This window comes from Paraburkholderia sp. SIMBA_030, from assembly GCF_046535245.1.
In the GTDB taxonomy this organism is placed as follows: domain Bacteria; phylum Pseudomonadota; class Gammaproteobacteria; order Burkholderiales; family Burkholderiaceae; genus Paraburkholderia.
Genome location: NZ_JAWRXB010001610.1, coordinates 1 through 237, shown reverse-complemented (window position 1 = coordinate 237; position 237 = coordinate 1). Strand labels below are relative to the sequence as shown.

Genomic DNA, 237 nt, shown 5'->3' with positions numbered 1-237 from the left:
CGATGATGAAAAGTCCAAAAAGAAAGCGAAGAAAAAGCGTAAAGAGAAACGTCAGAAGAACGAAGATAAGAGAATAAAAGAAAAGCGTAAAGGTGAGAGAATTAATGAGAAAGGCAGCGAGACAAGTAACAAGCAAAGCGATGCTAAGCCTATTGATGATGACCTAAGCGATAGTGAGACAACAGCGATCGATGAGGATGATAATTAAAATTTAAACGGTGCTACTGATACGCACGC

At 39.2% G+C, this 237-nt stretch carries 1 protein-coding gene; it reads left to right on the top strand.

The window, feature by feature from the left end; genetic code table 11:
• The coding region (locus SB772_RS45445) for a hypothetical protein (protein ID WP_410839210.1) at positions 1-208 on the top strand (208 nt) is incomplete at its 5' end.
• Between the last annotated feature and the right edge of the window lie 29 nt (positions 209-237).